Source organism: Paraglaciecola sp. L3A3 (assembly GCF_009796765.1).
In the GTDB taxonomy this organism is placed as follows: domain Bacteria; phylum Pseudomonadota; class Gammaproteobacteria; order Enterobacterales; family Alteromonadaceae; genus Paraglaciecola.
Window position 1 is genome coordinate 528,462 of the sequence record NZ_CP047023.1, and the last position, 26,487, is coordinate 554,948.

Sequence of the window (26,487 nt, forward strand, 5' to 3'; positions counted from 1 at the left end):
AATTAAACACCTGATACTTTGTAGAATTGTTCAGGATGTTTTTTCATGTTGGCCTTGGCCGCGCACATAGCTTCATCTGCTAAGAGAATCAAATCCTCACTATTTGTGGAATTATGGGGATAAAAAGCGACACCTAATGCGGCGGAAATATGCACCTCTTCAGCAAGCTGTTCAAATATCATAGGGCGGCGAAGGTCTCGTTGGATTTCATTTACTATGGTGTCAATATTCTCTTCCTTGACTTGCGCAAGTATTAACACAAATTCATCAGGTCCCCAGCGGCATATTACGTCGTCTTGTCGTAAACGATTATTCAATCTATTCACGACTTTTTTCAAAACAGCATCACCTACTTTATGACCCAGGGTATCATTGAGCTGTTTGAAGTCATTTAAATCGGCAAAAATCACCGCATAGCTGGTATAACTCAAGTTCATGAGTTCAATTTTGGATTCTAAGCCATTTCTGTTTAATGCCTTAGTTAAAGGATCTAAATCAACGATATTAGACAGTTCTTCTAATTTTTGTTTTTTATTAGAAATATCATGAAGTGATATCTCGGTATAATCTTTAAAGTCTTCGGTGCGTATTGTTGTAGCAACAACTTGGAACCAAATTGGTTTGTCAGTGCTGTCTGGAAATTGCAATTTACATTCACCAAACGCAGTGTTACTTAAGGATAGTTGTTTTTTAAAACTGCTTTCTAACCTTGATGAACCTTCAAATAAGGCTTGTAAATACAAGCCAAAATTCTTTTGTTTTTGCACCTTAGTTTTAGCTAGCAAATTCTCAAATGAATGGTTAGAAAGAATCAGGTTGCCATGGGAATCTGTAAGTACAATTGGATTATTTGCGTTGTCAAAAACCAGCCTGAAGCGTTGTTCTAACACTTCAATTTCTTTACGATACTTAAGCTCATAATTTAGAGAAGACTCGGTTTTATCTAATAAGGCATTGATATCTTTAGTCAAACTTCCCAGTTCCCCTTTTTGATGGAAGGCTGGGTGAGCAATACGCTTTTTGGAAGGTGGAGCAATACGACTTAACTGCTCAGATAAAAAGGAAAGCGGTTTAGTTACCAAAATATAAACATTTAAAATCAAAACCAAGACAATGATAACGCCTTGAATTAATAATGCTTGGGTATTTAATGAAGCATTTTTTTGAGCACGATTAGCAATGTAATTATGGTTTCTAGCTATTGAAAGTGTGCCCACTAACTCGTCAGTAAAGGGTGATTTAACTTTAAACTGGTATAACTTATCGTCTTTATCGTACTCTCCACTGACCACCGATATTTCTTTTGTGTTCAAGGTTGCTGCTAACACAACACCATTTACTTTGAGGCCGTTTACCACTTCTTTGGCTAGCTCTTGATCATTTAGGAAAGCGGCGATTGACGAGGTGGCAGCGACGGTTTCATATAGTTTGGATATTTCAGTTTCTGCTTGCGTTAGGCTTTCGGTATACATGACACGGTAAAACAGTTCAGAAGTAATAAAACCTACTGCTAAAGCCGTAAATAAAATAGATATCGAAAGACGACTCGATAACCCGTCTTTGTTAATCAATTTCATAAATAACTTTCACATCAGAAGTTAATTCACTTTGCTTAATGTAACTTATCGAATTAAGTAAAGTGGTTACCTGAGTTAGTGTTTGTGACGTATCACTCTTTTTAATGGGTTGTTGATAATCCCTACCTGTAAACTTTAATCTAGCCCAATAAGAATTAACTTGAGCAACAGATTTTCCAATAATCATTTGGTAGAAATGTTCAGTGTATTGACCGTTGTCAACGGGGGTGATAGTAATATTTGAATCGTCAGCTCGATATTTACCCATATAAATGCCGATGAGTTCGTACTTATTTATAGATGACACTTTACTACTGGCATCAATGACGACAACTAATTTGTCTGTATCTATTGCGTATGCAGAAGGAACTATAAGCATTAAAAATAGGAGGATAGTGTTTATATTTTTCATCAGTATGCAAAGCTCACGTCAAGAAGAAGAGTGTTTATCGTCATATCTTTATCAATGTCCCCCGATTCTCGATTGACTTTCCATAAGGTTGCACCATTTGCATCAACAAAGGATGCATCATATTGCAACTTAAATGCAATATTATCAGAAAAGTTCCATCGTGTGCCCAACGAGATAGTTTGCTGATTCGTCGTAAAGGAATTAAAATTGTTATTTAATTGGTTTTCCAAAATAGGAATGCTGGATGTGACTATGGCAGGGAGTTGTTCTATAGGCACTGTCAGATTTTGGGCAATGTTTGCTTTATACCGACGAGATTGAGTAAAGGCATAACTTAAAAAATGCTCAAAGTCGTTGATACGGTATATACCGGATATGTAGCCATTATTTACTTTGTCAAAAAAAGCACTGCCATTTGAGGAAATTTTTGCAAATTCTGTATATATAGTAAACTTCTCCCAGTCATATTTTCCGCCTATGGAAAGATAATTGGGTTTGAGTTCGTTTCTTAAGCCTAAGGCAACCTGTTCCGCGTCAATCCATATTCCATTTAAGGTTTGTACCCAGTCTGCCAGTGGTGCAGCAGCTTCAACTATTCCAGCTATAGTGGTTTCAGTGTAGCGTAAACCAATAGTCCAGTTAAATTCACTAAGCTCTAGGTTGAAACTAATAAAATCTTTGAGTTCTAAATGATTATTATTGCCAACTGGGTATTTAGAACTTCCCGCCGATAGTTTGCTACGTAAAAATCCAAATGATAGAGGTTTTTGATAAATTAAGTCTATTCCATCTACATTCCGACTAGGAATTAAGCCATAAACTTCTTGTGGTAGTTTTGCCCATGTATATGCAAAACCAATGTCTCTAATTTCTGTATTCAAGAATAGATCAAAAGGTGTTCTGCCCACTCGCAAAGATACTGTCGAATTTAGTTTCAGCCTTATGAATGCGGTATTAAGTAATTCATCGAAAGAAGACTTTTCTTCGCTTCTAATTAAAATTTGTCCGAAAAAATCAATGTTATCTGACAAGCCATACTCTATTTGCGCGCCTAATTTTGAATGTTGTCCAAAATCAATCTCATCTTTAAATACCTCTCTTTCTGAGTCAATCTCGGCTTTATAACCTAGTTTTTCAGAGGAGCTGGTTACAGCGCTAACATTTCCAAAAATACCATACGAGATTTCACCTTCTTTGGCTGATATGGGTGATGAGAAAAGGAACCAAGTTATACCAATTAAAAATATGTACTTCATAAAATGTATTCCTAATACAAACAGCATACATTTCTGTTTGTTTTTGTGAGTATTTTTTATCCGCACATTTTTAACTATTTATCAATTTTATTCTAGTTAAATGTGTAAAATTTATTGACGCTCACTACTTATTGATAGCATCTCTGCTAGTTTGCCCCCCTTTTTTAGTTGTTGTTTAAATAAGCTTAACCGCGTTGCGTAAATTGTTCGTTTTTAAAACTCAACTGAGTGAAGCCGACTATTTTATAGTCTTTAATTTTGATGATACAAAACATGCTTTATTGGTATTACTGCTTTACTAATCGAATTTGATATACTTCTTTGCTTGGTGCTTATAACTTCAGAAAAATATTCAAAATCAAATGGCAAAAACGAAAAAACTTAATAAAGGCTCGTCTGGGCAAAACCGTAAAGCAAGCGAATTATTCATTGAAAAATACTTACGTAAAGATGACGCGGTAGAAACCCCAAGCGGACTCATTTATCGAGTCGTTGAACAGGCTCAGGGTCTTCAACCCAGTATGCAAGATGTTGTGGTGGTGAATCAGCGCATTCTAAATACAGATGGTAGTGTGATTGCTGATACTTATAAAACAGGTTTTGCAGATCGCTTCTCAATGAAAGAAGCATTACCGGGGTTGCAAGAGGGGTTACAGTTGATGGCCGTTGGCGCCAGGTACGAATTTGTTTTACCGCCAGAACTGGCTTGGGGTAAAAAAGGGGTAGGCAATAAGATTGGTCCCAATGCTGCGCTATTTTTTGATATTCGATTGTTAGAAGTGGCGTTTGACTAGTCACTCATTTCGTCACTTTAGTTAACCGCTTTCATTCTTCAAGAATACTTTACAGTCTAGGCGACATAACAAACAGCCATGTCGCCTGGTGCAAACTCAAATCACCTAAGGATAAAATGCATCATTTTATTTGCTGAATTTGGCAAAGTAGCTCCCATCAAGCTTTAATAAATATTGACCTTTGGTTAGACGGTTTAGGTCAAGAGTATTGTTGTAAACAATGCCTGTTTTGGCTTCAGAGCCATTGATGTCTAGGATTGTATACTGGTAAACGGCTGTGTCTCCAGGAATGGCAAGTGTATCTTCCTCTGATGGTATTAATTCAGCCAAATTTTCTAGTAGTTTTTGTCGACTTAGTGGCGTTTTGATTGACGTAATTTGCCGTGTTTTCAAAAATACTGGAGCTAGGGGGAGCTGACTATTGGCAGGTAAAATGCTGGTTGTTAGTTGGTAACCTTTAGCAGTAGATAAGCTTTTATTTGATGATAAGGTAAAAGGTATAAATGCGTAACCGGGATCGACTGTTATTCTTTTGTTTGAGAGTCGGTTTCCATGTTCATCGTGAAGTGTAAATTCAATGATTCTTTTATCGTTTACTTGATAAGTCACCTGAAAATCGAGGGTTTTGCTATCCTTTAAACTAAATGAGTTTTCGATAATACCAGCAGATTCACCGTAAATAGGTACGGCAGGTTTACTAGTATTTTCATTTGGCGATAGAGCATTGACTAAAATGTATGAACGTACCCAATCATAGTAAGCTACGTTTTTATTTGGGTCGTTTAGTTCTGCATCATTAGGTAACTCAATCCAAGGGAAAGGATAGGTTTCGGATACCAAGTTGACTCCCATAGGCTGATCGAAAGGCTTGTCTTTGATAGCAGAATAAAACGTCATGAATTTGGGCCGTTCATTGTTGTAATAGAAGCTCGCGGAGCTTTCGTCATGCCACCATCCCCCATAGGTATTAAAATTGTCTGATGTTAATTCATTACCGCTATATTTTACTTCAGAAGCTCGAAAGTCTTGCATTTTTTCATCACAGCCAGCGTACCAAAAATGTCCATTAGCATGCATACCTTTGGCAAAATGTTTTCCTTTAAAATCTCCTTGTCGACCAATAGTTTCTTGTATGTCTAGCTCCAAACCATAACGATCTTTGCAAGGTTTTGGCCCTTCGAAATCCCAGTTGCGAGTGGCTAACCAAAATGTTGTCGACATAGTCGTTTTAGCCGATTTGAATCGACTTTCATAATAGCCAAAAAAGGCCTCTTCTGTTTTTGAAATTACCGCCCCTCCTGCCACGCTGTAGCGCCTTTCTGTGCCTTCAGATGTGACAATGTCGGCAGAAGTAATGACTTTTTCTGGATTTAATCTCTCACCCTTGATACGCATTAGGCCGTCTTTTACTGACACCTGTGACGGCAAGAATATTCCAGGCTCTCTTCCTGCCCATGTTGGGTGGTAATCAAACCATTTTGATTTGTCTAATTCAGTTCCATTAAACTCATCTGAAAATTGTTCATTGAGTACCCACTTTTTACCTAGTGGGGGGCGAGGGGGTTCGGCACTGACGTTAGCGGTAAAAATCGTCAATACAAGAATGGTTAGTTTGTTCTTTTTTGTGAGCATGTTGATACGGCTCCTTTTTCAGATTGCAATGTGTTTCAGCATTTTATGGATGGTCGTCATAGTGTGAGAATATGCTTGAACACAAGCGTTTAGAATTAATTAGTGACAAAATTGCGTATTTTGGGACGAATCTATCATCTGTGCTGAAAATTACACTTAAGGGTTTTTAAATTTAAACTCTGTCATTTATAATTAATGTTATAGCTGGGTAAATTATATTAGTAATGAACATGAATACTCTCCATAGAATAGCTCCTAAAGTATTTTCAATTCCCATGCTCAGTTTTTCTGTGCCTCAATATATATATGGGTTGGTTACATCTTGGCTAATCTTTTTTTGTTTTATGACCTTTTATGGTTATAGCTATGCTTTTTTTGTCGATGAAAATGACAATGCTAGTTTGCTTGGATCGTTTCAATGTGTACTAAAAGATTGGATTGTTTGGATCCTAGTATCTTCTTTACTAGTTAAAAAGGCTGTGAAGCAAGACATTTCAACTCGAAAAGGAAAGTCCACATGCTTATATATTTTATTGCTGTGTACTGTTCTTGCTGGCTCATATAGGGTTGTTGTGGAATATATAATTAGTGGTTATAGCGCATTAAATACTGCCTATATTTATTTTCCTAGATACATTTTTGCCTCGGCTTTTACTTTATTGGTTTGTGCTTTGTATCTTTTTAAAATGCAGGCAGAGCAAAAATTTAAAGCCTACGAAAAACAATTGGGGCAGTATCAGCAAAATGCCGACGCTGAGCTAGATAGTCTGGTAGTACATAAAGGCCAAGCTAGAGTCATTATTCAAACTCACGACATCATTAGTATTTCAGCGAATGGTAATTACTTAGAAATTGAGACAATGGATGATACCTACCTTTTACGTAGCACCATGAAAAACATAGAAGCGCGGTTGAGCATGCAGTGCTTTGTGCGTATTCATCGTTCACATTTAGTTAAATTGACAGAACTGAAAAGCGTGTGTGCTAGTAAATTGGAAGCCAAACTACTAAATGGCAAAGTTTTAAGAGTGGGCAAAACTTACTTAAAGTTACTCCCTCACTTTAGTGGCGCTTGAAGGCCAAGTTTGGCGCGAGACTGGCCTGTATTTAATCTGACTTAAGACATTATAAACTTGAGGGTATTCCAATAAGTTATTGGCATAGAACAGACAGCTCCAAAAATCACTTAAGTTTTTGTACCAGCTTTTCTGCTGTACTTCAGAGGGGAATAATCTTGTGTTTATTGCTAAATTCCTTCACTGCTGGCATATAATAGCGGCTGTGTTTATTTCACCAGTAGCGAGTTGTACGTGCCATTAACCCCAGAAGACATGATCAGGTTTGTTGTTGTGCCTATGATTTCGGTGCAGCTATTGCTGGTGGTGTTGGTTTATTTCACTATTGTTCGTAAGCGGATTTCAGCTCAATATGCTTGGTATTTTTGTTTCTTAGTCACTGTTATTTTGTTTTTAGCTGGGCGACCGGCACAACTTTATGTCAGTAACGAGACCGCGGATTATATTTTATATACCCGAGTGAGTTTGTTATTCACCTTGGGTATGCCTTCTATGCTGATCGCCAGTGCAATTTATACTGGGATTAACAAATCTAAACGACTGTTCATATTGCCATATCTGCTGGGTTTTTTAATGTCTGTGGGTTATGTGTTGGGCATGGATCTGGCGCGCAATAATTTTTTGTTGGTATCTAGTTCATGGAAAACCCTTTTACCTTTCTCTATTACTGTGGATGCTGTGCATGACCTGCAATTATTGACCATTTGTATTTTATTGGTGCTCCCTTGTAGTTACTTCCTCATTCGTGCCTTAGTGAATTTTAAAAACATTAAAGATCTGGTGTTTTTGTTTGCCTCATTATTATTCGGGGTGTTATTTGCCATTGGTACCTACTGGGGAGAGTACAGCTATATTTATTATTTTGGCTCTATAGTGCCTGCTTTTTGTTGGGCTTGGGTGGTGTTTAAAGACGTCAATGAGATGAAAGGCAAAGTAGGATCGTTAAAAGACGAGTTATACCAAGTGGTGCAATCTGGCTCCTCTGCAGCAGGACAAGAAGTGGATAAATTGTTGAGTCAAATTGAACATCTATCCTCGAATAACTTAACGGTTTATAAATTACGTTTAAGAGAAATACTCAGTCGACTTACAGATAATACAATAGAGGCTGGGGGAGATAGTGAGCAGTTACTAATTAAATATGACCAACAAAATAAAGCCATAGATATAGAAGAAGATGCCAATAAGTTGCGTGAACTTACACGCAGCCAAGCCATGGAGTTTTCGCAAATTATGGCAGGTATCCCTAATCAACGAATTGAACGAGTAAAAGACTATTTAACTGAGCACTATCAACAAGATATTGAAATTAATCAGTTGGCAGAACGTTTTAATGTTAGTCGCTCTTATTTAATGCGTGAATTTAAAAAAGTGACTAAACAAACGGTTAATCAATTTCTCACCACCCGACGAGTAGAAGTGGCCAAACAGTTGTTGCAGGATCACTCTGTTACCGACACCGCATTTGCTGTTGGTTTTAATAATTCTAATTATTTCAGCACTGTATTTAAGAAGTCTACTGGCTTGACTCCAGGTCAATATCAACAAAAAACAATATAACAATAGCTATTGTTTTTTTCGTTGAATTAACCTTAAGTTGTTGTTTTTTATAGTTGTTCACTATTTTGTAGTGTTGCTGGTGGACTATTTTTGAGGTGGTCAGGCCAAATTTTTCCTATAACTAGATTCGTTCTAATGAACCTAATGTCTCTAGGCTTAATGTAAACGGAAAAATCATGACCTTAAAAGCACTTACAATAAAAACAGTCACAATAAAAATATACTTATTAACCTTCTCTTTTTTAACCCTGTGCTGTAGTCAGGCGTTTGCTCATGATTTTCACGTACATGAAAACTGGTTAAAACCACCAGCTGGTTTGACACATATAGGAAACTCGCATGGTGAAATAGCCGTTGCCCAAAATGGCGAAGTTTACGTCAGTGTTATGGGGGAAAAAGGTGGTATTCAGATTTTTAATGTAGAGGGTGAGTACCTACGTAATTTACCTAATGCGCCAAAAGATATTCACGGTTTTGAAATACATCAAGATAAGTCGGGTAAGGAGTTTATATACGGCGCCGAAATGAATGGGAAACGTATTTTTAAACTGTCCATGACAGGTGAAAGGGTGTTAGATATTGATGCTTTAGCTGTTATTCCTAAAAAATATCATCGTGAGCCAACTCCATTCAAAAATGGTTGGGTGCCACCCCCTCTTAGGTTAACAGCCGTTACTGTGGTTGATAATGGAGAGCTGTATGTAGTTGACGGTTATGGTCTCGATTATATTCATCAGTTTTCCGCTAAGGGCGAATACCTTAATACTTTTGGTGGTCAAGGCGCGCCCTGGTATTTTAAAAACTGTCACAAAATTTCTATCGATCCTAGATTTAGTCCAAAACGTATATTGTGTAACGACAGAGCGAATATGCGTTTGGTCCACTTAAAACTAAATGGTGAGCTGATTGGCACTTATGCTAAAGATTTACGCCGACCTAGTGCAGTGGATTTTTATGGTGATCTGGTTGCCGTGGCCGAAATTTCTGGTCGTGTCACTATTTTAAATAAGGCCGGTAAAGTACTTAAACATATTGGTACTAATGATGTAAAAACGGAGACAGATAAAAATAAAACCCCTCCCGAAAAATGGCGTGAGGGAGTATTCACTTCTCCTCATGGTATTAGTTTTGATGCCAAAGGTAATTTATATGTGACCGAATATAATAAATGGGGTCGCGTATTACGCTTTGATGCGGTTGCCGAAAAGTAGGTGACTATGATGAGACTTACTTTACGTCATGTGCAATATTTTATTGGGGGCTTGTTGCTGATAGTTTTATCTGCATGTGACACCCAGTCGAGCCTTGAAACCAGTAGTGAAATCGATTTTAACCGTGATATTCGCCCTATCCTCAATGAAAACTGTACCGGTTGTCATGGTGGGGTGAGTAAACAATCTGGTGTGTCTTTTATAATCAGAGAAGAAGCCTTAGGTCGCGGTCATTCAGGGCGTTTGACAGTGGTACCTGGCGATCCCGATGCATCGGGTTTAATTGAACGTATTGAGTCAAAAGATCCAAATATTCGTATGCCCTATAAGGCACCTCCTTTACCTCAAGAAAAAATATCGCTACTCAGGCAATGGATAGAAGAAGGTGCAGTATGGGAAGAGCATTGGGCTTTTGAGAAACCCAAGATGCCGGCAGTTCCTAAGTTCGAAAAAAGTGAGGTTTTACAAAACGAAATCGATCAATTTGTTCAGCTGAAATTGTCTGAACATGATCTTAGCCCCTCACTTAAGGCCGATAAAGCTACATTGCTACGCCGTTTATCTTTAGATTTAACAGGTTTACCCCCCACACTTGCAGAGCTAGATGCGTTTATATTAGATAGCAACCCTGATGCTTACGACAAGCAAGTGGATCGTCTTTTGGCCTCAAAACACTTTGGTGAACGTTGGGCCAGTATGTGGTTAGATATTGCTAGATACGCTGATAGCCGAGGTTATACTCGTGACCAATATAGGGCTATTTGGCCCTACCGTGATTGGGTGATTAACGCGTTTAATCAAAATAAGTCTTATAAAGATTTCTTTATCGAGCAACTGGCTGGTGACTTATTACCTAATCGCACGGTTGAAAATATGATTGCCACAGGTTTTCATCGTAATACACCGATTAATAATGAAGGTGGCACCGACGATGAGGAGTTCCGAGTGGTGGCTATGCTTGATCGAGTCTCTACCACTTGGGCAGCGCTCAACGGTATAACTATGAATTGTGTGCAGTGCCATTCTCATCCTTATGATCCTATTCAACATGATGAGTTTTATAAATTTTATAGTTTTTTAAACTCTACTCAAGACGCAGATAAATTTACAGACACTCCACTGCTTAAATTGGCTAATGATCCCAGCCAACAGCAACAGACCTTTGAGTTACAAGAGCACACTTTGCAAATAAAAAACCAAATTGCTGAACAAGCAGTATTGGCCAACGAAAATGAAAAATGGCTTAAGTTACCTATCACTAAGGCTGAGATTAATGAAATGTCGGCTCTGGAAATTAAACGCAAAGAACATCAAGACAAGCTAAGTACTGCGCAAGAAAAAACCTGGCTCTATAACTCCTTACAACAAAAAATTGCGAGATTGGATGAACATATTGCTAGGTTACAAGGACAAGCTCTGGTTCCACTGTCGTTAAAGCAAGGTGAAGTGTATGAACCTAGTGAAGCCTTGCCTCCTTTGGCGGTTTATCAGTTAGACACTGAATTACCCAGCGATTTTACGCCAGACGAACAAAAAATTACCGCTATTCGTTTTATGGTGTCTGGCTTAAACCCTAATAAAACACCTCATACTCCTGAGTTTTCTTACAATATTGATAAGGTAGATGCTTGGCATGTAGCGGCAGATGGAACAGAAACCTCTGTAAAATTTGCCACTTTTTTGGCTAGCAGTACTGAAGTACTCGATAGCCAAATCAAAAAGTTAAATACACTGCATAAAAATCGTAAACAAGCCACGCAAGCTCTTGCTCAAAATGACCAAATGGGAACAGCTATCAGTTTGTTTGCTCAAAGATTATTTAATCCTCGCTGGTCAATAGGGATCTTAGATACTCCCATTAAATTAGCCAAAGGAGAAACTATACGGGTGGATGTGCACCGCCTACAAGGTATAGCTTTAAATGAACAGCCTTCTAAGTTACGTCAGTTAAAAATAGAAGCCAGCTCAAATGATAAGTGGTTAGCATTGGCTAAAGATCAAACTCGGTTAAATAATATTGCTCGTTATGTTCAACTTAACCAAGAATTACAGAAAATAAGTGGCATCAATATGCCTGTAATGTATGAACAAGATGCGTGGGATAAACGGGGAACATCTGTATTTGCTCGAGGAAACTTTCTGGCTAAAGAAGATAAGTTATTAGTACCAGATGTACCGGGGATTTTACCTGATTTACCGTCAGATAAACCCCGTAATAGACTAACCATGGCTGAGTGGTTTTTTGATCCAGAACAACCGTTAACGGCAAGAGTGGCAGTTAACCGCTTTTGGCATGCACTGTTTGGTCGAGGCATAGTAGAAACCTTAGAAGATTTTGGCAGTATTGGCGAAAAGCCTACTCACCCCAAGTTACTAGATTGGTTAGCACTTACTTTTAAAAACGATATGCAGTGGGATATAAAGGCTTTGGTTCGGCTCATAGTGTCGAGTGCCACTTATCAGCAGCAAAGCAATATTCTGCCTGAACAGGCAGAAAAAGATCCTGATAATATTTGGTTGTCTAGAGGCCCGAAACAGCGTTTAACGGCTGAAATGATACGAGACCAAGCCTTATTCGCTAGCGGTTTGTTAAGTAACAAAATGGGCGGTATTGGGGTCATGCCCCCTCAGCCTGAAAAAATTTGGGGACGTTTAGGCACCACAATCAAAGATTGGAAAAATGCAGAAGGTGAAGACAAGTACAGACGGGCAATTTATACCTTTATCAAACGCCAATATATCTACCCTAGTTTTGTTACTTTTGATATGGAGTCACGGGAAATTAGCCATGCTAGACGCATTCCTACCAATACTCCATTACAAGCTTTAGTGACTTTAAATGACCCTGTTTATCACGACGCGGCACAATCCTTAGCCAAGTTGATGATAGAAGAAAAAACGAAATATTCTGCTTCAGAACAAGCAGCAGACAATGCAATAAATTTAGGTTTTTTACGGGTCATGAGCAGAGTCGCAAAACAAGATGAGTTAACCACAGTGAAAGATACTTTAGATTTAGTGTACGCCTCAGTGGGTACTGAGGATGAGCTAGGCGCATGGACGGCAGTGGCGTCGATTATATTTAATCTTGATAGCGCATTGACGAGGTAGGCAATGAAACGTTTTTTTAATTTACAGCAAAATCAATATGCCAGCGATGCAGAAATACAAGCGTTAGAGCTGGCAAAAATTCAGGCACAAACCCGTCGTGAATTTATCAAAAATAGTGGAGCTATGTTAGGTGGCGCTTTTTTATCGTCTATGGCTGCACCAGCTTTTGCTAGTGGTGGTACTAAATTTGATTATACACGGCCCTTAAGTACCCCTTTAGCACCTTTACCTCCGCCATATCCGGCAAAAGCTAAACGTGTGATTTATATGCATATGGCAGGGGGGCCGAGTCAGTTAGAACTGTTTGACTATAAGCCTGAATTACAAAAGTATGATGGTAAGTTGTCTCCAGAATCTTTTCTTAAAGGTAAACGTTTTGCGTTTATTTCTGGGGTACCTAAATTATTGGGGCCAAAATTTCCTTTTCATCAAGCCGGTGAAAGTGGCACTTGGATTTCTGATCGTTTACCACATCTTGAAAAACATGTGGATGACATGTGTTTTATTAAATCAATGCATACGGACCAATTTAACCATGCCCCTGCGCAGATTTTGGCGCTAACAGGTAATGCCCGTGCTGGCGCTCCTTCATTAGGCTCTTGGGCTTCTTATGGCTTAGGCAGTGTAAATCAAAATTTACCGGGTTTTATTGCGTTGATTTCTGGCGGCCGAGCGCCAGACGGAGGCAAACAGCTTTGGGGCTCTGGTTATTTGCCTAGCGCTTATCAAGGGGTGCAATGCCGGTCAAATGGCGATCCTGTTTTATATTTAAGTAACCCTGAAGGGGTAAGCCGGCCACTACGTCGCCATGTATTAGATGCTATTTCTAAACTGAATCAACAAAACTACGATGAAATGGGCGATCCCGAAACCTTAACCCGTATTGCTCAATATGAAATGGCTTATCGTATGCAAGCCGAAGCCTCGGATGCTTTTGATATCAAGCTAGAAGATGAAAAAACACTAGAAAAATACGGTGCAGAAGTCAGTGGCTCCAGTTATGCCAATAACTGTTTAGTCGCCCGCAGGCTAGCTGAAAGAGGCGTCAGGTTTATTCAATTATTTGACTATGGTTGGGACAGTCATGGTAGTAATCAAGGCGAGTCTTTAACCCATGGTTTTAAAGATAAATGTAAAGACATAGACCAAGCTACAGCCGCTTTGTTGTCAGATTTAAAAGAACGAGGCATGTTAGAAGACACCTTAGTGATTTGGGGGGGGGAATTTGGTCGTACGCCCATGCAAGAAAATCGCGGCGGTCAAGACAACGCCTTTGCAGGACGTGACCATCATCCTAATGCTTACACTGTGTGGATGGCTGGTGGCGGGGTAAAAGCGGGCTATAGTCATGGTGAAACCGATGAAATGGGTTACGAAGTGGTGAAAGATCCCGTCAGTATTCATGATTTTCACGCCACTATTTTGTATTTATTAGGTTTTAACCATAAGTCTTTTACCTACAGATACCAAGGTTTAGATCAAGGTCTAACAGGTGTGAATGAAGCCCATATTATTTCTCAGCTATTGGCCTAGGTGAACGAGTGACAAATCAAACTAAACTCACTGCTAAGCAGTATTTTTCTGCCGTTTTGTTGTTAACCTTAGCTGGCTTAGTGCTGTTAGTTGTCAATAATGCGGAGTTAAAACAATTAGTAAAAGAATCCATCGGGCTATCAGCCAAGTTACAAGCAGCAGATCATTCTTTTTATAATGAACGTGTACAAGCAGTGTTTGACAAATATTGTATAGGTTGTCACGACGACAACAAAGCTAAGGGCCATCTACGTTTAGATAGTTTTCGGCAGACAAGTTTTGGTGGTCGAACTGGCAATATTCTTATGGACGGCGAAAACAGTATTCTGCTAGAACGTATGTTGCTACCCGAACAAGATCGCTTAGCTATGCCGCCTTACGGCCGTGATAGACAAACTGCAGACGAAATTGAAGTACTCAGGCAATGGTTAAAACAAGGTGCCTCTGGAGAGTTAACCGCGAGTCATTTCCCCCATGCTCCTGAAAAAGTACGCGATATTACTTTTGCCGAAACCGATATGCATGCCATCGAATTAGCCAGAGAGCCTTTGCTCGCTGCAGTGCAAAACTTACAACACCAATACCCAACAAGTTTAAGTTATACCGCCCGTACATCTGCTGATTTATTTTTGTCTGGGTTAATTTTAAAAGTTCAATTAACTGATTCTGTGTTAGCTGATTTTGCCCCTGTTTTTAGTGCTATCACTCACTTGGATCTGCGTCATACAGCGATAACAGATAAAGGATTAGCTAACATTAGTAAAATGAAAAACCTTATTTCTCTTAATCTTGTGGGCGCTAACATCTCGTCAGTTGGATTGAATCAACTAATTAATTTAGCAGTGTTACAAAACGTAGTATTAGATAAAAATATGATCACCCCCCAGCAAATAGCACTATTCAAAAGCGTAGGGACTAAATTGGTTATTGTGGAGAAATCGTTATGAGCTCAGTGAAGGTTTGGGACCTAGCTATTCGTGTATTTCATTGGGCTATTGTGATTTGTGTTGCAGGTGCTTGGATCACCATGGAAAACCGTTGGATATTGGCCCATGAAATTTTTGGTTATACGCTGTTATCTTTAGTTTTATTCCGTTTGCTGTGGGGCATTGTGGGTTCTACCACAGCTAGATTTAGTCATTTTATGACGAGTCCGAATAAAGCCTTAAGTTATTTAAAAGGGTCGCTTCAAGCAAAAGCGCCAGTTAATGCAAAAGATGATTATCATAGTGGGCATAATCCTGCTGGCGCTTGGATGGTAGTTTTATTATTGAGTTTGTTGTTATTACAAACTATCACAGGCTTATACAGTAACAATGATTTAGGTTTTTCTGGGTCGTTAGCTGATGGCGTGTCGAAAGACACGTCTGATTGGTTGACGAAAATTCATGCTTTGAGTTTTAACTTTATTTTAGCGGCTATTTGGTTGCATCTGGTAGCGGTATTCTTTTATGTATTGGTGAAAAAAGAAAACTTAATTAAAGCCATGTTGACCGGTAAAAAGCCAAAACAACAAGCGGGACAATATGAAAGCTTGTATTTTAGTCACCCTATTAAAGCTTTGATATCTTTACTTATAGCTACGGTTGGGGTACTGCTTTTAGTCATGTGATAGCTGGGTCTATGGCAAATTATTTGTTGTTTTCAAAAAAACTTGTCGTGATGAAAAAAATATTTTGTTTTTCTTATTCTGCATTTTTGTTTAAAACAAGCCTGTTTTAAACATTCTTGAAATAGCAGATTTTTAGGAGCAGATTAATGAATTCTATCAATATTCGACTTGGTGACAAAATATACAGTGATCCGGTAAATTTCACCCGTGGTTTTAAAAAGTCTGGTGATTTTAGTATTGCTGAATCTGACATCTTAAGTGCCTATGGACATAGTCTTTTGGGATTGGAGATGGGAGAGTTATCCCCTGAAACTGACGAAGAAAAGCGTTTTGTGCAGGTGATGATGGGTAAAGAACAAGCAGAGACAAAAGTTGAAAAAACGTGGTCCAAATACGTGCGTTTATCTAGAACTAAACGTAACTTTTTTACACTTTATAGCTCTGCATCTAAATCAACTTTAGATGATGCCGATATTGGCGATTACGATGAAAGTGATATAGAAGTTGAAGTATAAAAGTTTGCAATACCCCCCTCAGTATTAAATTGAAAACAAGCATTGTACTTAGTGCTTGTTTTCAATCCTAGTAAAATCTCATTCTCACACCTTAATTAATTCGACTCATTGAAAGCTGTTGATATCAACTTGCCAAATGTAGCAGGGTTGGCACAATAGCTAAGTAAGCATTACAACACTCATAAATAATCTCGGAGAAATATATGGTGAAGTATATGAATAACTTGTCGTTGGCAGCTATAACATTTTTGTTAATGGCTTGCGCGCAAAAGCCTATAGACAAAACACCGCTAACAAGTCTTGATACTTCAGTCATAGCGTTAGATATGCAACGTGTGGCTGATTGGCAGATTGAACATTTTCGTGACGTATTTAATCCCAAAAGAAACAAGCCCCATCATATTTTAGATTGGACCAATGGTGCCTTATATGTAGGCATGTTGAAGTGGGCCAGTATTTCGGGAGACCCAAGATACCAAGAATGGTTAAAGAGTATTGCTGAGCAAGGTGAATGGGCATTACACAGTAGGATGTATCATGCTGATGATCATATAGTGGGTCAGTTATATTTAGATTTATATCGTCGTTACAATGACGCCTCTATGTTAGCCAAAACCAAACAAAGCCTAGAATACATTATGGCTCATCCTAGTCAGCAGCCCATAACCTTAGACAATTACAAACATCTTGAACGTTGGACTTGGTGTGATGCCTTGTTTATGTCTCCCCCTGTTTGGGCAAAAATGTCGAATATAACAGGCGATGATAAATACCTAGACTGGATGGTAGAAGAATTTAAAGCCACAACTGATCACCTTTATGATCCGGCAGAGGGTTTGTATTACCGTGACAACATTTATATAGGCAAGTTAGTTAATGATAAAAAAGTGTTTTGGGGACGTGGTAATGGTTGGGTGTATGCAGGCTTGACCTTAGTGATGGATGAATTGGATCCTCAGTCAAAACATTATGCCTATTTTAAAAAGTTATATTTACGTATGACCCAAACACTAAAAGAGACACAAATGCAGCAAGGGCATTGGTCAATGAGTTTGTTAGATGGACAAAACTATCCAACACCTGAAACCAGTGGCACCTCGTTTTTCACTTACGGTTTAGCTTGGGGGGTGAATAACGGTTTATTAAACAAAGAGCAGTATTTACCCCGTATTCTAAAAGCTTGGTCGGCGTTAACTAGTCATATTACCGAAGACGGTATGTTGGGGTATGTGCAACCAATTGGCGCTGCGCCAGGCCAAGCTTGGCCTGATAAAACAGAAGTGTATGGTAGTGGTGCTTTTTTAGCAGCCGGTAGTGAATTATATAAGCTGTTAGGTGGCGAACTGCCTGTTCCTATCAAGCTATCTAAAAAATTAGCCAATGCTATTGAAGTGAGTGCCCAAGCTTTAGAGCAAGAGCAATTTAAACGGGTAAATAAGCTGTAAAACTCACCCAGTACAAGGTAAATCCCTCATACCACCTTTATTGATTGGTATCATTTATCAATAAAGGTGGTTTTTTTGATAAGTATTCCCCACTCCTTTTGAATAATCAGCTTATGTGCGGTAGCGTAGGCCCTGTTATTTTATTTTTAGTGTTAAGCCTTAGGTAATGCCACTGCTTTTCTTTTCATACTATGAGGTGAACTATGTTATTTAACGGTACTTTAACCGCCACTTGCCCAATCCGTCAGAAAATCAGAGACTTTTATCGCATCGAAGAAAACTTAGCTGTCGATCATATTTTGCCCGATGCAGAAGTCAATATGCGTGCCCGTAGTCGTGCTTGGGAACGTGCTAGAACTATGGTGCTGCGTATTCGTCGCGAGCAAGAAGGTCACGGTGGTATTGATGCTTTGTTAAATGAATATTCTTTGTCTTCAGAAGAAGGTGTGGTGCTCATGTGTTTGGCCGAAGCCTTATTACGTGTACCTGATAAAGAAACTCAAGATGAATTGATCCGCGATAAATTATCTAAAGGAAAATGGACACCACATTTAGGCAATAGTGACTCCTTTTTTGTCAATGCCTCGTCTTGGGGCTTATTGATGACGGGGAGTATGGTGAACTATGCGGATAAACGGCAAAAAGAAAATTTTGGCATCCTTAAAAAACTGATTGGTAGAGTAGGTGAACCGGTTATTCGTAAAGCGATGAATGTCGCCATGAAGATCATGGGTCGACAGTTTGTGATGGGTGAAAACATCAAAGACGCGGTACTAAGAGCCGAAGAAAAAGAACGTAATGGCTACGTATATTCATACGATATGTTAGGCGAAGGGGCGCGCACCACTGAAGATGCTCAGCGTTATTTTGATTCCTATGCCGATGCTATAGAAGTTATAGGTAAGGCTGCAGCAGGCAAAGGGCCGCGCAAAAGTCCGGGCATTTCGGTGAAGTTATCGGCGATTCATCCCCGTTACGAATTCACTCATAGAGAGCGCGTACTGGCTGAAATCCCCGCTAAATTAAAGCAGCTTTGTTTGTTAGCCAAAAAATACGATATTGGTTTAACTGTGGATGCTGAAGAATCAGAACGGTTGGATATTTCTTTAGATATCATTGAGATAGTATTCAGTGACGAAGACCTTAAAGGTTGGAATGGGTTTGGTCTAGCCGTACAAGCCTATCAAAAACGTGCTTTGTTTGTGGTTGACTGGTTACGAGACCTAACCAAACGTGTTGGCCGTATGATGATGGTACGCTTGGTTAAAGGGGCTTATTGGGATACAGAAATTAAAAATGCCCAGAAAGACGGCTTAGATCATTTTCCTGTGTTTACCCGTAAGTATTCAACTGACGTGTCTTATCATGCTTGTGCTAATCGCCTATTAGATTATCGCGATACTATTTATCCTCAATTTGCTACCCACAATGCTTATACCGCCTCGGTCATTTTAGAGTTAGCCGGTGACGATAAAGAAGGTTTTGAATTTCAGTGTTTGCACGGTATGGGCGATACTTTATACGACCAAATTGTGACTGTTGATAATATTCAATGCCGAGTATATGCACCTGTAGGTGATCATGAAGATTTATTGGCATATCTAGTGCGTCGTTTATTAGAAAATGGGGCTAATTCATCTTTTGTCAATGCCATTGTGGATGAGTCTCGTCCAGTCGAATCTTTATTAGAAGACCCAGTAGAAAAAACCCAGCGTTTAAAACATAAGTACAATGATCAAATACTCAAACCTATCGATTTATACGGCAATGAAAGATTTAATTCGAAAGGATTAGATGTCACTGATATCAATACCCTTGGACCGCTCAAGTATTCTCTTGATCGTTGGTTTAACGAACATCAACTCAATCAAGATGCGGTGCCTGAAGATTGCCATCCTGTGCGTAATCCAGCTAATCATGAGGAAATTATTGGTTATCATAAATATGATGACCAAGAACAGATGTTGGGCAAACTAAATAAAGCCCATACGGCTTTTGCTAGCTGGTCGCAAACCCCTGTGGGCGAACGTGCCAATGTATTGCGCCGAACCAGTGACATTTTAGAAAGACATATGGACGAGTTGATTGGCTTGTGTATTAAAGAAGCGGGTAAAGTCACCAAAGACGGGGTTGATGAAGTAAGAGAAGCTGTCGACTTTTGCCGTTATTACGCCGCCCGCGCGGAAGAATTAGCCGAAGATGACAGGCTTTCTTCTCGTGGTGTGGTGTTATGTATTAGCCCTTGGAACTTCCCTTTAGCCATTTTTTTAGGTCAAGTGGCAGCAGCGTTAGTGACAGGTAACACCGTGCTGGCTAAACCTGCAGAACAAACCAGTTTAATTGCCTTACGGGCCATTGAGTTAATGGAATCTGTAGGTATGCCTGAAGATGTAGTGCAAGTGGTGATTGGCCCTGGTGCACAAGTGGGTGAATGTTTGATCCCTGATGAGCGGATTAAAGCGGTAATGTTTACTGGTTCGACCCAAACAGGCACCTTAATTTCACAAATTCTTGCTAGCCGAGGTGGAGAACAAGTGCCGCTGATTGCCGAAACTGGCGGGCAAAACTGCATGATAGTGGATTCGACTGCTTTACCTGAACAAGTAGTGGATGACGTAATTTCTTCAGGCTTTCAAAGTGCAGGGCAACGTTGTTCTGCGATGCGTATTTTGTTTCTCCAAGAAGATATTGCTGATGGTGTGACTGAAATGTTGATAGGCGCATTAAAAGAGTTACATATTGGTGACCCAGCATTATTGACTACTGACGTAGGACCGGTGATTGATGAAAAAGCGCTGAACACATTGAACAAACATGTGGCCGATATGCAGAATAAAGCGACCTTGTTATATCAAAGTGATATTTCTGGGGTAGCTGAAAACTCGACATTTTTTGCTCCACGTTTGTACCAAATCGATAATATTAATGTGCTAGAAAAAGAAGTTTTTGGCCCTTGCGTACACATAGTACGTTTTAAGGCTAATCAGTTAGAGCAAGTTATTCACGATATCAATGCCACAGGTTTTGGTTTAACTATGGGGATTCACTCGCGTATTGAAGAACGCGCCTTTGAGTTAGCTAAGTTATCCCGCTGCGGCAATGTTTATATTAATCGCAATATGATTGGTGCCATAGTTGGCGCGCAGCCATTTGGTGGTCGTGGTTTGTCAGGCACAGGCCCTAAAGCCGGTGGACCAAACTATTTACCCCGTTTAATGATAGAAAAAGCCACACCTAAAGAGGTTTCTGATGATGTAATTACTTTAGATCTTGCATTGCAAAGTGATGAGCAAGCCAGTCAACAAGCTCGTGAAATCATGCAAAAGTCTGAAGTGGCAGAAAGTGACTGGCGTTTAACTGTGCTTAACACCCGTATTTCGGCGGTACGTCAACTATTAGCGAAAATATCTAACGTTGATATAGTTGATGATCTAGCAGAAGATTTAAATCGCACTTTATCTACCGCACGTTCGCAACTAATCAGTATCGAAAAACATTTAAGAAAACCTAGAGTGTTGCCTGGGCCAACTGGTGAATCCAATGTGTTGTATTACGAACCGAGAGGTATTTTACTTTGTTTTGCCGACAAAAATGTAACCTTTGAATATTGGGCATTGTCTATTGTGACTGCTTTGGCCACCGGAAACGTGGTGATATCCGTTGTATCTGACTTGTTCTACGCTGAAGCTATAGAGTTTCGCAATCAGTTTATTGCCACAGGTTCGCCAGAAGGCGTGTTACAGGTGGCTAAACTTACTCACCTAGAGGCTTTATTGAATGAAGATAAATTGGCTGGTGTGGTTATCGACAGTAACAGTACACGTAGTGCCTATATGGCACAAAAACTAGCTGAGCGAGAAGGGGCAATACTGCCAGTGATCACCGCTGAATATAACGATAACTTAATCCAACGTTTGTTAACCGAAAAAACCATTAGTATTGATACTACAGCTTCGGGGGGGAATACCTCATTGATGACCTTGGTTGAGGATGATGAATAGAAGCCGCTATTAGGCTACGAGCATCGAGGAATGCAGAAAGAGCAGTAGATAGGAGGTAGTAAATAGATACGAGATTAAAGAGGGTGTAGAATAAAGCAGTGAAAGGCCAAAGATAGAAGAAAAAGTCTGGGTTTCTGCTAAAAAACGATGCCTGCTAACGACATGCAGGCATGACGATTACCGTCGTCGTCATTCTACACCCTTTCTAATTTGTCATTCCGGTGAGCTTTTAGGCCCGAATCCAGGGCTTTAAAAGCAGGAGATAGGATCTGCTGTTACTTTTCTCGTGGCTCGAATCTAGGATCTCGCCACTGTTTTTGCTGCTTAGTCTTCTTCACTCTGCAATATTCTACTTTTACTCGTGCGCCGCAGGTTTATACTTTGCATACTCAGGGACGCGGTCGGCTAGATAGTTAAGCCACTTACCTTCTTGTACATAATATTGTTGTACTTTGGGATGGGCAAGGAATTCACGGTTTATCATATGGTAGGCAGCTATATCGTCAAAGCCACTCCATTTTGGATCCTTGGCCTTCTCACTAAAAGCGATTGCTACAGCTTGTTCGAGGTCAATTTTCGACATTCCGATGATGTGATTACTCTTACTTACTCTATACTGGCCCTGCAGCTTTTCTAATGTTTGTCTGGCTTGAGGAATGTCCCCTAAAACGGTATATGCGCTGGCTATAATTCCAGGGGTACAGGGACACTTTTTCACTACTGAAGAAAGTATGACGGCTTTGTTGTCTACAATATTCTTAGCTTGAACAAGTGCCTGCCCCATCTCTCCTCGGTTGAGGTACACATGCATTGCCGTTGCATTGATGATCGCAAACAATGTCGGATTCCAGCCTTTTTCTTTTAACTCGAAGGGTAAACGTGAAATATCGAGAACTCTCTGTTCGTCGTTGTTGAATATACTCAGGTCTATTTCATCCCAACGTCCTGCATATTCTTCGTAAAATTCATCCTTCTGCAAAGCTTCTTTTAAACCACTTTTATACTGCTCAAGAAAAGATTCATCAGCGGTATGTAAAAAAGCAGCAACAATCTGATTTTTTCTTGAATTCCAAGACACTCGAATTAGAGAGCGGTCTTGGGCTGTTTCTGGAAGTATTTGCACGAGTCGTGCTGCAATACGTGTGACGTCCTCTTGACGGCCGCGGTCTTTATACCATTTCATCACAGCACTTAGCATACGTGCATTGAAGGGATCTAATCTCAGAGCTTCTTCAAAAGCCAAAGCTGCATCTTTAAAAAAAGGTAGTGGATTCTGGTCAGTTAAATCACGTCTGTGGGAATGCCACCACCCTAAGTGATACCACGCATAAGCATTATTTGGATATTTTGCAATGATATGATCTAACATATCCTTATGGTCTTGCATTTTTTCAATGCTCTTTGGCCAGGAATGGTCAACCGCTTGAGATAGCAATGTTTCCACGTTATTTGGAGCAAGTGCCACTGCTTTACTTAAGGCGCGCTGTGATTTTTCACGGAGCTGTGCGGCAACTGCTTTTTTATCTGTTGCTTCTTGATACCAATTCGCTGCCACAATACGCGTTAATTGATAATCATAGATCCTCTTTAATAAAGCCCATGCTTGTGCAAAATCAGAATCCGTGGCAGTGGCTTCTTCAAGCATTTTACGGCGCTGCATAGTACTTTCTTCTGATGCTCCTTCTGTTTTTTCCAGGCTCACTGCTCTGGAATACAAGTCGTAAGCCTTGACACTGAATGTAGGCATACCTTCGAGAGTACCTACCGAATCGGGTTGTATCTCTAACTGCAAGGAATTACTAATTTCTTTGGCTAGCTCGCTTTGTGTGGCGAAAACATCTAATAGTTCTCGTTCAAAATTATTTGCCCAGAGATGCAGGTCGTTATTGGCGTTAATTAACTGAATGGTTACCCGAACATGATTACCAATACGCCGCACCGAGCCTTCTACAATGAAATCCACTGCTAACTCGGTACCGATTTCTTTTAAGGTTTTTTCTGAGGCCGCATACTTCATCATAGAAGTACGAGATATCACTTGAAGATTTTTAATTCGTGATAGGTTCGTTAGTATATCCTCGTGGATACCACCCGCGAAATACTCATTCTCTGCATTGGAACTCATATTTAGCAAAGGCATCATAGCGATAGATTTTTTATCGACTTTACTCTCCACTGTAGCCAGATTAAGTTCAGCTCCTGAATTATCAGTCTGTAGATAAAAAAACAATGCCAAGGCGCCAAAAATCAGAGTCGGTAGCAAGGCACCTAAAGCATAAGCTCGCAAATTGCGTTTTTTTGCCAATCCTTGTAGTTCAACTTCCGAATGAGTGTTTTTTTCTACGTTGTGGGTTGCTTTTATACCATCAGGGGTTAGTTCAAATGCCCAAGCAAGGATTAAGGCAACAGGAAGTCCGAGGATCACCATTAATATAATAAATCGGAAAGCCCAAGGGGGGATGCCAAAAGTGGGAAAGGTGGCAGCTGCCACCTGAATGATAATCCAACCCGTAATAATATAAACCGATGCGACACGAATGACTTTACGACGTTTAAGTTCATGCCAAAATATTAACAGCCCTGATTGGTTTGGTGGATTATTATTTGGCTCATCATTCATATGGGAATACTACTTAGTTAGGGAAACGCATCAATACTTTAGAACGAACTAACAGTACAAAATTTAGTCATTCACCTGATTATGGAACAGCCTTCAGTATTATTCAATCAAGGACTTTATAAGGCACAGATGCTAGTTTTAATATCTGCTTATATATGAGTATAGTCGGGAATAGATAGGTATAAAGCAGAATCAAGCGGATACGAGCCATGGGTTGCTAAGAGCTAGAAAACACACTAACTGCTAGCCTATATTTGAGCTCGAACCTAGCTACTGTTTTTACCTCTGAAGCTTACCTTGATAAGCCAATAACAGGCTCCTAGGGCAGTAATAATAATGCCTAGACCTATTATTGCGATAGGATCATACTTTTCTAAATCAAGTAAAATAACCTTCCGAGAAACGGCTATTACAGCCACCAATAAAACAACTTCTGCATGAATAATATTATCTTTGAAATACATTTCTACTGTCTCTATTAGTTCGAATCCAATGAGAATAATAAAAAAGAAACCAAAAATTCGAAACAATTCATCTATTTCAAGAAACAGAACATCATCTGTTGAGTCGAACAAGTCTAAATAAAGAAGAATACCGAGTTCTACTATGGCGATAGCGACAATTATTGTCATCAAAACAAGAACAATAAATGACATCCATTTTTTAGCTGTATGAATCGAAGAAACAGCTTTTTCGATACTTTTACTCACGATTTAAGCACTCCTAGTGTTATATCAAGAAATTCTAAATGGCTAACTTTAGTTGGCTACAGTGTGCGAAACGAATGGCTATTGCTCAACCTGAAAATCATTGTTTCATAACTCCGTGGATTCCAGCCGTTAGTGTTGCATCAGGTAAATATGCCTCTAAATCCATGACCTCGTTTGCTTGAACTGCACTAACAGCCAAAATCTGGATGCTGCCGTATGTTAACGCAATACTTGCCCTTGCTGCTAATTTTCAATACTAAGACATATTTTAATATGCAAATACTCGAGCGTTATAAAATTTATAAGCTAATTTAATAGTTAATATTAACGATATAAATTGTATATGATTGAATAATTACTTTAGTAAAGCTGAAGTGTTAAATAGGTAGTTAATAATGGACGTATCCCCGATAGTTTATGACCGATTTCAATGTAATAAATGCTCAGATGAACAGCTAGATTTTGATTTTACTATGGCTTTTCAGCCTATTATTAATATTCAAGCTAAAGATGTTTTTGGCTATGAAGCACTAGTCAGGGGCTTAAATAATGAATCGGCGTTTTCTATCATATCTAAAGTTGACGACGATAATCGGTATTTGTTTGACCAACTGTGTCGGGTTAAAGCTATCGCTTTAGCTGCTAAATTAAAACTCCAGTCTATGCTTAGTATAAACTTTCTTCCCAAAGCTATTTATAAACCAGAGAGATGTATTCGTACTACTTTAGAAGCCGCTCAAACTTACGATTTTCCAACTGAAAGAATCATGTTTGAATTTACTGAAGTTGAGAAAATTGAGAGCACAGACTTTATTAAAGAAATAGTTGAATATTATAAGTCGATGGGATTTACCACTGCTATTGATGACTTTGGCTCTGGTTATTCTGGATTAGGATTGTTGGCTGATTTTCAGGCGAATATAATCAAGATTGATATGGATCTTATTCGTAATATCGATCGAGATAAGTCTCGTCAATTTATTATTAAAAACTGTTTGAATTTATTTCATGACCTCAACGTGCTCCCTTTAGCTGAGGGCATAGAAACAAAAGAAGAAATGGAATGGTTAAGGGATGCAGGTATTGTTTTAATGCAAGGATACCTATTTGCTAAACCCGAATTTGAGCAGTTACCTCAGGTAAATTTTAGCGAATTATAACTTTTGTTTCAGGTTTGCAGCAATCAGTAAGTAGCGCTATGCCTTATGTCTAGTTGAAGATTAAATAATCTACTGTTCGCAAATTCATTAGTTTAAAAATTGGGCGATTTTTAACCTTAGTTGCATATTCTAGTGTTTGGTTTTTGCTGTAAAAATCTCTTTGGCTTTAAACTGCGTTTTTTAATTAATTTTATTCTTTGGGAATAAATCTATTTTCCATTCGTTACCTCAGTGTCATCTAAAAAAACACGAGGAAATGAAA

At 39.2% G+C, this 26,487-nt stretch carries 18 protein-coding genes; 12 read left to right on the forward strand and 6 right to left on the reverse strand.

Going from position 1 to position 26,487, the window contains the following annotated elements; translation table 11 throughout:
• Positions 1-2 precede the first annotated feature (2 nt).
• The 3 genes from GQR87_RS02290 to GQR87_RS02300 are packed head-to-tail and all read right to left on the reverse strand — an operon-like array spanning position 3 to position 3,245.
• Positions 3-1,577 carry a sensor domain-containing diguanylate cyclase gene (locus GQR87_RS02290; RefSeq protein WP_158966145.1) on the reverse strand — a complete coding sequence of 525 codons (1,575 nt, stop codon included), beginning with the start codon at positions 1,575-1,577 and terminating at the stop codon, positions 3-5.
• Positions 1,564-1,956, reverse strand: a complete 393-nt coding sequence (locus GQR87_RS02295; protein WP_158966147.1) for a hypothetical protein — start codon at positions 1,954-1,956, stop codon at positions 1,564-1,566. The genes GQR87_RS02290 and GQR87_RS02295 overlap by 14 nt, the downstream gene beginning before the upstream one ends.
• Before the next feature lie 32 nt (positions 1,957-1,988).
• Positions 1,989-3,245, reverse strand: a complete 1,257-nt coding sequence (locus tag GQR87_RS02300) for a hypothetical protein (protein ID WP_158966149.1) — start codon at positions 3,243-3,245, stop codon at positions 1,989-1,991.
• Positions 3,246-3,595: 350 nt separating this feature from the next.
• Here GQR87_RS02300 and GQR87_RS02305 point away from each other — a divergent pair, with 350 nt between their 5' ends.
• Positions 3,596-4,039 carry an FKBP-type peptidyl-prolyl cis-trans isomerase gene (locus GQR87_RS02305; protein ID WP_304611202.1) on the forward strand — a complete coding sequence of 148 codons (444 nt, stop codon included), beginning with the start codon at positions 3,596-3,598 and terminating at the stop codon, positions 4,037-4,039.
• A 126-nt stretch (positions 4,040-4,165) separates the two neighbouring features.
• Here GQR87_RS02305 and GQR87_RS02310 read toward each other — a convergent pair whose 3' ends face one another.
• Entirely contained in the window at positions 4,166-5,671 is a 1,506-nt protein-coding gene (locus tag GQR87_RS02310) for a family 16 glycosylhydrolase (protein WP_158966153.1), read from the reverse strand.
• A gap of 572 nt (positions 5,672-6,243) precedes the next feature.
• Between GQR87_RS02310 and GQR87_RS02315 the strand changes: the two genes are divergently transcribed.
• From GQR87_RS02315 to putA, 10 genes are all read left to right on the forward strand, one after another.
• Positions 6,244-6,747 carry a LytTR family DNA-binding domain-containing protein gene (locus GQR87_RS02315; RefSeq protein ID WP_158966155.1) on the forward strand — a complete coding sequence of 168 codons (504 nt, stop codon included), beginning with the start codon at positions 6,244-6,246 and terminating at the stop codon, positions 6,745-6,747.
• A gap of 234 nt (positions 6,748-6,981) precedes the next feature.
• Entirely contained in the window at positions 6,982-8,307 is a 1,326-nt protein-coding gene (locus GQR87_RS02320) for a helix-turn-helix domain-containing protein (RefSeq protein WP_158966157.1), read from the forward strand.
• Positions 8,308-8,483: 176 nt separating this feature from the next.
• On the forward strand, positions 8,484-9,518 hold the full coding sequence (locus GQR87_RS02325) for a hypothetical protein (RefSeq protein WP_158966159.1): 1,035 nt from the start codon (positions 8,484-8,486) through the stop codon (positions 9,516-9,518).
• 6 nt (positions 9,519-9,524) lie between these two features.
• The gene (locus GQR87_RS02330; protein ID WP_158966161.1) at positions 9,525-12,629 is read left to right on the forward strand and encodes a PSD1 and planctomycete cytochrome C domain-containing protein; all 3,105 of its coding nucleotides are present in this window, start codon (positions 9,525-9,527) and stop codon (positions 12,627-12,629) included.
• 3 nt (positions 12,630-12,632) lie between these two features.
• Positions 12,633-14,162 (forward strand): DUF1501 domain-containing protein, encoded by a 1,530-nt coding sequence (locus GQR87_RS02335; protein WP_158966163.1) that lies wholly within the window; start codon positions 12,633-12,635, stop codon positions 14,160-14,162.
• A gap of 8 nt (positions 14,163-14,170) precedes the next feature.
• The gene (locus GQR87_RS02340; protein WP_158966165.1) at positions 14,171-15,109 is read left to right on the forward strand and encodes a c-type cytochrome domain-containing protein; all 939 of its coding nucleotides are present in this window, start codon (positions 14,171-14,173) and stop codon (positions 15,107-15,109) included.
• Positions 15,106-15,774, forward strand: coding sequence for a cytochrome b/b6 domain-containing protein (locus GQR87_RS02345; protein ID WP_158966167.1), 669 nt, complete (start codon positions 15,106-15,108; stop codon positions 15,772-15,774). The genes GQR87_RS02340 and GQR87_RS02345 overlap by 4 nt, the downstream gene beginning before the upstream one ends.
• A gap of 146 nt (positions 15,775-15,920) precedes the next feature.
• On the forward strand, positions 15,921-16,289 hold the full coding sequence (maoP, locus tag GQR87_RS02350; protein ID WP_158966169.1) for a DUF413 domain-containing protein: 369 nt from the start codon (positions 15,921-15,923) through the stop codon (positions 16,287-16,289).
• A 215-nt stretch (positions 16,290-16,504) separates the two neighbouring features.
• Positions 16,505-17,734 (forward strand): glycoside hydrolase family 105 protein, encoded by a 1,230-nt coding sequence (locus tag GQR87_RS02355; RefSeq protein WP_158966171.1) that lies wholly within the window; start codon positions 16,505-16,507, stop codon positions 17,732-17,734.
• Positions 17,735-17,937: 203 nt separating this feature from the next.
• Positions 17,938-21,735: a bifunctional proline dehydrogenase/L-glutamate gamma-semialdehyde dehydrogenase PutA gene (gene putA, locus GQR87_RS02360; RefSeq protein ID WP_158966173.1), complete on the forward strand. Its 3,798-nt coding sequence runs from the start codon at positions 17,938-17,940 to the stop codon at positions 21,733-21,735.
• A gap of 355 nt (positions 21,736-22,090) precedes the next feature.
• On the opposite strand, the gene GQR87_RS02365 is transcribed toward putA, so the two are convergent.
• Positions 22,091-24,355 carry a hypothetical protein gene (locus GQR87_RS02365; protein WP_158966175.1) on the reverse strand — a complete coding sequence of 755 codons (2,265 nt, stop codon included), beginning with the start codon at positions 24,353-24,355 and terminating at the stop codon, positions 22,091-22,093.
• Positions 24,356-24,621: 266 nt separating this feature from the next.
• Positions 24,622-25,065 carry a phosphate-starvation-inducible PsiE family protein gene (locus tag GQR87_RS02370; protein ID WP_158966177.1) on the reverse strand — a complete coding sequence of 148 codons (444 nt, stop codon included), beginning with the start codon at positions 25,063-25,065 and terminating at the stop codon, positions 24,622-24,624.
• 395 nt (positions 25,066-25,460) lie between these two features.
• Here GQR87_RS02370 and GQR87_RS02375 point away from each other — a divergent pair, with 395 nt between their 5' ends.
• Positions 25,461-26,225, forward strand: a complete 765-nt coding sequence (locus tag GQR87_RS02375) for an EAL domain-containing protein (RefSeq protein WP_158966179.1) — start codon at positions 25,461-25,463, stop codon at positions 26,223-26,225.
• Positions 26,226-26,487 lie beyond the last annotated feature (262 nt).

What these genes read in the sequence shown, in the direction of transcription:
- GQR87_RS02325 (WP_158966159.1), top strand. Translation starts at nt 8,484, where the DNA reads ATGACCTTAAAAGCACTTACAATAAAAACAGTCACAATAAAAATATAC.
- GQR87_RS02295 (WP_158966147.1), bottom strand. Translation starts at nt 1,956, where the DNA reads ATGCTTATAGTTCCTTCTGCATACGCAATAGATACAGACAAATTAGTT.
- putA (WP_158966173.1), top strand. Translation starts at nt 17,938, where the DNA reads ATGTTATTTAACGGTACTTTAACCGCCACTTGCCCAATCCGTCAGAAA.
- GQR87_RS02365 (WP_158966175.1), bottom strand. Translation starts at nt 24,355, where the DNA reads ATGAATGATGAGCCAAATAATAATCCACCAAACCAATCAGGGCTGTTA.
- GQR87_RS02290 (WP_158966145.1), bottom strand. Translation starts at nt 1,577, where the DNA reads ATGAAATTGATTAACAAAGACGGGTTATCGAGTCGTCTTTCGATATCT.
- GQR87_RS02300 (WP_158966149.1), bottom strand. Translation starts at nt 3,245, where the DNA reads ATGAAGTACATATTTTTAATTGGTATAACTTGGTTCCTTTTCTCATCA.
- GQR87_RS02310 (WP_158966153.1), bottom strand. Translation starts at nt 5,671, where the DNA reads ATGCTCACAAAAAAGAACAAACTAACCATTCTTGTATTGACGATTTTT.
- maoP (WP_158966169.1), top strand. Translation starts at nt 15,921, where the DNA reads ATGAATTCTATCAATATTCGACTTGGTGACAAAATATACAGTGATCCG.
- GQR87_RS02355 (WP_158966171.1), top strand. Translation starts at nt 16,505, where the DNA reads ATGAATAACTTGTCGTTGGCAGCTATAACATTTTTGTTAATGGCTTGC.
- GQR87_RS02345 (WP_158966167.1), top strand. Translation starts at nt 15,106, where the DNA reads ATGAGCTCAGTGAAGGTTTGGGACCTAGCTATTCGTGTATTTCATTGG.
- GQR87_RS02330 (WP_158966161.1), top strand. Translation starts at nt 9,525, where the DNA reads ATGATGAGACTTACTTTACGTCATGTGCAATATTTTATTGGGGGCTTG.
- GQR87_RS02375 (WP_158966179.1), top strand. Translation starts at nt 25,461, where the DNA reads ATGGACGTATCCCCGATAGTTTATGACCGATTTCAATGTAATAAATGC.
- GQR87_RS02335 (WP_158966163.1), top strand. Translation starts at nt 12,633, where the DNA reads ATGAAACGTTTTTTTAATTTACAGCAAAATCAATATGCCAGCGATGCA.